The organism is Pseudomonadota bacterium (assembly GCA_018823135.1).
Classification (GTDB): domain Bacteria; phylum Desulfobacterota; class Desulfobulbia; order Desulfobulbales; family CALZHT01; genus JAHJJF01.
Map to the genome: position 1 here is coordinate 1 of JAHJJF010000033.1, position 7,184 is coordinate 7,184.

At 43.2% G+C, this 7,184-nt stretch carries 8 protein-coding genes and 1 tRNA gene; all 9 read left to right on the forward strand.

All coding sequences use genetic code 11. From position 1 onward, the window contains the following. Positions 1 to 121 precede the first annotated feature (121 nt). The gene (gene serA / locus KKE17_02850) at positions 122 to 1,723 is read left to right on the forward strand and encodes a phosphoglycerate dehydrogenase (protein MBU1708921.1); all 1,602 of its coding nucleotides are present in this window, start codon (positions 122 to 124) and stop codon (positions 1,721 to 1,723) included. 47 nt (positions 1,724 to 1,770) lie between these two features. Next, on the forward strand, positions 1,771 to 2,088 hold the full coding sequence (locus tag KKE17_02855; GenBank protein MBU1708922.1) for a DUF1844 domain-containing protein: 318 nt from the start codon (positions 1,771 to 1,773) through the stop codon (positions 2,086 to 2,088). A gap of 96 nt (positions 2,089 to 2,184) precedes the next feature. Further along, the gene (locus KKE17_02860; GenBank protein MBU1708923.1) at positions 2,185 to 3,069 is read left to right on the forward strand and encodes a 4-(cytidine 5'-diphospho)-2-C-methyl-D-erythritol kinase; all 885 of its coding nucleotides are present in this window, start codon (positions 2,185 to 2,187) and stop codon (positions 3,067 to 3,069) included. Positions 3,070 to 3,080: 11 nt separating this feature from the next. After that, a tRNA-Gln gene (locus KKE17_02865) sits at positions 3,081 to 3,155 on the forward strand. Between the two features lie 107 nt (positions 3,156 to 3,262). Further along, positions 3,263 to 4,204 (forward strand): ribose-phosphate pyrophosphokinase, encoded by a 942-nt coding sequence (locus KKE17_02870; GenBank protein MBU1708924.1) that lies wholly within the window; start codon positions 3,263 to 3,265, stop codon positions 4,202 to 4,204. Positions 4,205 to 4,276: 72 nt separating this feature from the next. Then, positions 4,277 to 4,930, forward strand: a complete 654-nt coding sequence (locus KKE17_02875) for a 50S ribosomal protein L25 (protein MBU1708925.1) — start codon at positions 4,277 to 4,279, stop codon at positions 4,928 to 4,930. A gap of 479 nt (positions 4,931 to 5,409) precedes the next feature. Continuing rightward, positions 5,410 to 5,607 (forward strand): hypothetical protein, encoded by a 198-nt coding sequence (locus KKE17_02880; protein ID MBU1708926.1) that lies wholly within the window; start codon positions 5,410 to 5,412, stop codon positions 5,605 to 5,607. Position 5,608: 1 nt separating this feature from the next. Further along, positions 5,609 to 6,190, forward strand: coding sequence for an aminoacyl-tRNA hydrolase (gene pth, locus KKE17_02885; GenBank protein ID MBU1708927.1), 582 nt, complete (start codon positions 5,609 to 5,611; stop codon positions 6,188 to 6,190). Between the two features lie 214 nt (positions 6,191 to 6,404). Beyond that, positions 6,405 to 6,884, forward strand: a complete 480-nt coding sequence (locus tag KKE17_02890) for a CarD family transcriptional regulator (protein ID MBU1708928.1) — start codon at positions 6,405 to 6,407, stop codon at positions 6,882 to 6,884. The last annotated feature ends 300 nt before the right edge of the window (positions 6,885 to 7,184 follow it).

Consider the following 7,184-nt stretch of genomic DNA (forward strand, 5'->3'; position numbering starts at 1 on the left):
GTTTTAAATCCAGTGTAGCATTTAAAATTGACTCTTAAGTAAAGAATTTAAACCTGAAATATATTCCCCATGAAACATACTTTAATGTGTCTTTTTGCAAAGGGTTATTAAAGGAGAAGTGATGAAGGTACTGATTAGCGACAATCTGGCTCCAGTGGGAGCGGAAATATTACGAAAAGCCGGTTTGGAAGTAGATATAATTACCGGTTTGGCTCCTGAAGAGTTGAAGAAAATTATCGGTGCCTACGATGGCCTGGTGATTCGGAGCGCCACCAAGGTCACGGAAGAAATTATTGAAGCTGCGGATAATCTGAAAATAGTCGGTAGGGCCGGAATCGGTCTGGACAACGTTAACATTCCCGCTGCAAGTAAAAGGGGCATCGTTGTTATGAACGCTCCGGACGGCAATGCCACAACCGCAGCGGAACACGCTATCGCCATGATGGTATCCCTGTCGCGAAAAATCCCTCAGGCAACCGCTTCAATGAAAGAAGGCAAATGGGAGAAGAAAAAATTTTCCGGAAGGGAACTTACCGGTAAGACCGTGGGTATCGTCGGTATCGGCAGAATAGGAAGTATCTTTGCTAATCGCGCTCAAGGCCTTCATATGAAAGTCATTGCCTTTGATCCGCATATGCCCAAGGATCTGGTGGATAAACTCGGAGTGGAACTCGTTTCCCTTGAGGAACTGTGCAAAAGATCAGACTATATCTCGGTGCATGTTCCGCTTACCAAAGAAACAAAGCATGTCCTCTCCACCCAGGAATTCAAGAACATGAAGAATGACGCCCTGTTTATTGATTGCGCCCGGGGCGGAGTGGTTGACGAAGAGGCATTATATGAAGCATTGAAGAACGGTGAGATTGCCGGCGCGGCGCTTGATGTATTTGAGGTCGAACCCACAACCCTTGATAATCCTTTGCTTTCATTGGATAATTTTATATGCACGCCGCATCTGGGCGCCTCTACATCCGAGGCGCAGGAAAATGTTGCGGTAATCATTGCCGAACAGATGGCGAGTTATCTGCTTCACGGAACCGTTACCAATGCGGTTAATGTCCCATCGGTGAGCAGCGAGGTTCTTGCTAAGGTAGGTCCTTACGTTACCCTTGCAGAGATGCTTGGTTCTTTTCATATGCAGATTGCCAAGGGCGGGGTTGAAGAGGTTAAACTCGAATATTCCGGTGATTTGGCTGAAATGGAAACCGGTCCGATTACCGTGGGATTTCTCAAAGGGCTGTTTACGCCTATTCTTAAGGATGCGGTCAATTTTGTAAATGCGCCGATGATTGCCAAGGAAAGGGGCATTCGGGTGGTTGAATCAAAAACCAGTCAATCCGATGATTTTACAAGTCTGCTCTCCATAAAAGTCAAAACCACCGATGAAGAAAATGTCCTGGCGGGTACTGTCTTTGGCAAAAATGAACCCAGACTGGTCAGGTTTAACACCTTCCGTCTGGAAGCACTTCCCGGCGGACCGATGCTTTTTGTCTATAACAGGGATGAGCCGGGAGTAATCGGTGCTCTGGGAACAACCATTGGCAACGGCGGGGTGAATATCTCAAGGATGACCGTGGGCAAGGAAGAGGAAAAAGGCCGCAATGTTATTCTTCTGAATACCGATACGTTGATTCCAAAGGATCTGCTCAAGAAGGTTAAGGATCTTGATAAGATTGAAGACGCCATGGTTCTTGAGCTGCCGTCTTTATTTAATGGTAAGTAAAAGATTTTCACTTTATTCTTGTTTCAACAGCAACAACGGGATGCGAGATGACTGAAAAATCACCAGAACAAAAAGAATGTTGCGAAGCCGGCAAGATATGGAAAGATGGAAAATGTGTGATGCCGGAGGTGACATTCATTGCCTTTATCATGTCGCTTAATACCGCGGCGCTTTTTCATCTTGGTGAAATCGCCGACCCTGCTACCGGCCAGAAGCAGAAGGACCCGGTTTTGGCCAAGAACGCCATTGATTCCTTAAGACTTCTGCAGGCAAAGACCACGGGCAACTTGACCGACGAGGAAAAAAATGTCCTTGAAAGCATCCTCTATGACCTCAAGATGAGGTATATAAAGATTTTTGGTTAATAGTAGCCGGCATTGATTATCGTGGCCTGGTTTTTTAAAAGAAAGCCGGGCCTTTTTTTATACAATTGGATATGTAACCCCGCAGGCCGGTAATTCATGGACGGACAGATTGAGTTTCAGACAATAACTGTCACCGCACCCGCAAAAATTAATCTGTATCTGGCGGTTACCGGTCGTCGTAATGATGGATATCATGATCTTGATACTTTGATGGTCAAGGTGGACCTCTGCGACACGCTTCATCTGCGGGTTATTGATAAAGGGATAAAGCTTTTATGCCCGGACAGCGATGTTCCTGATGACGAATCCAATCTGGTTTATAAGGCAGCTTCAGCATTTAAAGAATTAACCGGAATTACCAGGGGTGTCGAGATTACCCTTGAGAAGAAGATTCCGATTGCTGCAGGTCTTGGCGGAGGCAGCAGTGATGCAGCCGCAACTCTTCACGGTCTTCAGGAGCTGTTTCAGAAAAAGATAGCATCCAATGTATTAATTCCCATTGGAAGGACCCTGGGTGCTGATGTGCCGTTTTTCCTTTCTGATTATGATTCGGCTCGAGCCACAGGGATTGGCGACAGACTCGAGAAAAGAGAATTATGCGGAGAATTTTGGTTTGTTCTGGTCAACCCGGGCTTTGCAGTTTCCACAAAGTGGGTGTATGAGAATTTTGCGTTGACAACAGGGGGTAATCCATATATCTTAGGCCGCAAACTTGAAAGTGCCAATGGTAAGAACTTTTTCTTTCCTGATTTAGGGACGATTTTATATAACGATCTTGAAGCAGTTACGGTTGCAAAGTATCCTGAGATTCAGGTAATAAAAGAACGGCTTCTGGCTGCCGGTGCAAAAGGGGTATTAATGAGCGGCAGCGGCCCGACTGTTTTCGGAGTTTTTGAAGACGAAAGAATTGCTTTCGATGGTGTTGGGCAATTGAGACAGCGCTACAATAAGGTTTTTCTCGCTCGGCCGCATCTGGCTTGATTATACAGGGATGGGGCGTCGTCAAACGGTAAGACACAGGCCTTTGACGCCTGCATTTGTAGGTTCGAATCCTGCCGCCCCAGCCATCTATTATTGAAATATATCTCGATAATTAATTTTTCAATTGGGCTTTTTTGATTTAAGGTTTTTAAAATGAAATCTCTATTAAACCTGTCCCAATAACAGAATTACAATGAGTTATGAAATGAAAATATTTTCCGGAAATGCTAATCCCGAACTTGCTAAGGATATCTGTTCGTATTTGGAAATTCCTTTATCCAAGGTCGAGGTACGGACCTTCAGTGATGGCGAGATTTTTGTTGAAATTGGGGAAAATGTTCGTGGCAGGGATGTTTTTGTAATTCAGCCGACCTGCCCGCCGGTAAATAATAATCTCATGGAACTTGTGATAATGGTCGACGCCTTGCGCCGCGCTTCAGCGCGACGAATCACTGCGGTGCTTCCTTATTATGGTTATGGACGTCAGGATAGAAAAGTTGCGCCGCGAGTTCCGATTACTGCAAAAGTTGTTGCTGAAATGCTCATGGTTGTCGGTGTTCGCCGAGTACTGACCATGGATCTTCATGCAGGTCAGATTCAGGGCTTTTTTAATATTCCTGTTGATCATCTTTATGCAGCGCCGATACTTTTGGAATACATCTCGGGCAAGTTTAAAGACAACGTGGTCATGGTTTCGCCGGATGCCGGGGGTGTTGAAAGAACACGCGCTTTTGCAAAACGCCTCAATGCCGGTCTGGCGATTATCGACAAGCGTCGTGAACGAGCCAATGAATCCCAGGCAATGAATGTTATCGGAGATGTTAAAGGCAAAACTGCTATTTTGCTTGATGACATGGTTGATACGGCTGGAACCCTTTGTGCCGCGGCCGACATGCTGGCCGATGCCGGTGCAAAGGAAGTACATGCCTGTTCGACACATCCGGTACTTTCCGGGCCGGCAATTGAAAGGCTCGAGAATTCCAGAATCAAAAGTCTCGTAGTAACAAACAGCATACCACTGAATAGCAACGCGAAGAAATGTGAAAAAATAAAAGTACTCTCAATTTCAAAATTATTGGGAGAAGCGATCAGCCGCATACACTCTGAAGATTCCGTCAGTTCTCTTTTTGTGTGACAATTTCTGTCATTCCGGAAAAGGATTTTGGCGTATGCAAAAGATATATCGTATAACCAGGAGGCAACTTAAATGATACAAATGGATTTAACAGCTCAGGTTCGGGAAAATTTTGGTAAAGGTGCATCCAGAACTTTGAGAAGAGACGGTTTGACCCCGGCAATTCTGTATGGGCCGAAAATTGAGCCTATGTCCTTACAGCTCGATTCAAAATCCTTTACCAAGACTTTGCTCGCCATCCATAGAAGGCACGCAGTGATCACACTTGATATCGAAGTCGGCAAAAAGAAGGAAACCAAGCATGTCATGATCAGGGAGATTCAGACACATCCTGTTAAAGACTCACTTGTCCATGTCGACTTTGTTGAAGTTTCCCTTGAGGAGCCGAGCACCCTCAAGGTGCCTATCCGTTTTACCGGCAAAGCGAAAGGGGTTGATTTAGGCGGAGAATTGCATGTTTCAGTAGCCGAGGTTGCCCTGCAGGGAAAACTTCTTGATATTCCTGATTTTATAGAGATTGAAGTAACGAATCTGAATATTGGGGATGACATCAAATGCAACATGCTTGATATCCCGGCTAATATTAAATTGATCGGCATCAAAGGAGATTCTGTTTGTGTTTCAGTCCAGCATGCAATTAGTGCCCCTGCCGAAGGTGCGGAAGGTGCAGCTGCAGCCAGTAAGGGAGCAGAAGTATCATCTTCTGAATCTCCTGCAAAGGAATAATTAATTCCATTCTTCTGTTGAATCGTGTAATTTTATTGAAGCCGGAAAAAAAGGCAGGCCTTTTTTTCCGGCTTCTTTTTTTCTACAATTGCAGTTGAGTCGCCTTACTCCGCCTTATCCATGAAGATTTCAGTGAATTTATTTATCGCTGAAATAATTCATATTTATTGTTTTTTTGGGGCAGTTGAAAAAGAACAGACTATGTTTAACAAACTGGAAGTCTCTTTTCTGAACTGTTCACCCGGGGTTCATCGATCTGCCCGTTTCCCCTTTATCATCAGCTGTTTCGTAAACTCTAGTAATTATGATATTTATAGCGAGCGCCTTTCCATAGCTCGATGTCTTGCGTTTATCTGCTGCGGGGAAAGCGAGTGAACACAATAAAGTGAAAAAAGTTATCATAGGCGGACTTTTTGCTTTCGTGTCGCTGGGAGCTTCAATCAACTTCTTTTAAAAATATGTGGGCGCTCGATACTTGAATGTTTAAGATTAAGATGTTTCGAAAAAAATCGATTCAGGTAGGGTATTATAAAACTGCCTTGCATTTTCAGATTATTACAGATGCATCTGTCCATCCTTTTGTATTTGCTGCAAAGCTGAGTAAACGTTATGAAAATGCTCTTGTCGGTCGATTATCTGTTAAGGAAAAAGTGATTCATTATTTAGGAGTGAAGTGACGTGTTTCTTCTAGTGGGCCTGGGAAATCCAGGAGACAAATATAGTAAGACCAGGCATAACATCGGTTTTTTGTTTATTGACGCAATTGCATCAAAAAACGGGCTGACTCTTAAGGGCACGAAATGGCGGGCTCAAACGGAAAAGGTTTTTTTGTGGCGTAATCAGGTAATGCTCGTCAAGCCGGAAACCTTCATGAATTTAAGCGGAGAAGCTGTTCAGCAGATTGCGGACTATTATCAGGTTGAACCACAAAAGATAATTGTGGTTCACGATGATATGGATCTTATGCTCGGCCAGCTGAAAATTTCCATTAACCGTGGTGCCGGGGGGCATAACGGCATCCGGTCAATTATCAATTTATTGGGTACAAAGGAATTTTTACGAATCAGGGTGGGAGTGGGCAGGCCGGATGCCGTTATGCGATCATCAGATTTTGTCCTCTCGAAATTCAATGACGACGAAATGCCGATTATCCAAGAGCAGGTTAAAAAAATTGAAGAAATTGTTGATATGCTGATGAATGAGGGCGTCCTGAAAACCATGAATTTTTATCATGACCCCATCCGTAAGGAAAATCCCTGAAAAAGCCACTCCCCAGTGGATTCTGAGTAAAACTGAGACGGCCCGGATTGCGTACACTCCGAAATGACCCCTTTGCTTATTTTCGGATAATATGTTATATTATATTTTCGTTCATTGGTTTTATCGATGAAAAAGATTGTGATATGAAATAGTTAATAAATTATTTTATTGTGGCTTTTTCTACTTGTTTCAACCTTTTGATAAGGGGGTTAATGTGTTTAATATAGGTGATATGGCCGTTTATCCTGCTCATGGGGTAGGAAAGATCGAATCAATAGAACAGCGCAAGGTAGCGAACAGAACACAATCTTTTTATGTGATGAGGATTGTGGAAAATAATATGGTAATTATGATTCCTACCGATACCTGTAAAAATGTTGGACTTCGTTCTATAACCCCGTCTGATCAGGTGGGGAAGATATTTGACATTCTTAAGGAAAGTGATGTTGAAATTCAACAACAGCCTTGGAATCAGCGTTATCGCGAATACATGGAGAAAATCAAGACCGGCTCAGTCTATGAAATTGCTGCGGTTTTAAGAGACCTTTATCTGCTTAAAGAAGATAAGGCCCTTTCTTTCGGTGAAAGGAAGATGATGGATACGGCCAAGAGTCTTCTTGTAAAGGAAATAGCCATTGCCAATCAAACCAAAGAGGGGCAGGTTGAGCGTAATATCGAAATGATATTTGAATAAAAAGTATCTACTCATTCTTTTCATATCCTCCATATCTCCCGTATAACAATTCTTTGGCAGTTTTTATTTAAGAATTGATATACGGGATTTTTTTCCCTTCCTTGAAGCCAAAACCTCTGGCTAGATGTCTTGGTGTATTTCGAATTTACCTTAACTCATAGATTTGATGTTTATGCTACTCGTATGCAATCGCATATTTTAATATTCTGGTTGTTTCGGGCTAAACAAATTACCTTTGATGCTCATTTGTTGAATTGTGGTATATTCGAAAAATTTAAGTGAATTGGTTAACCAGAGTAA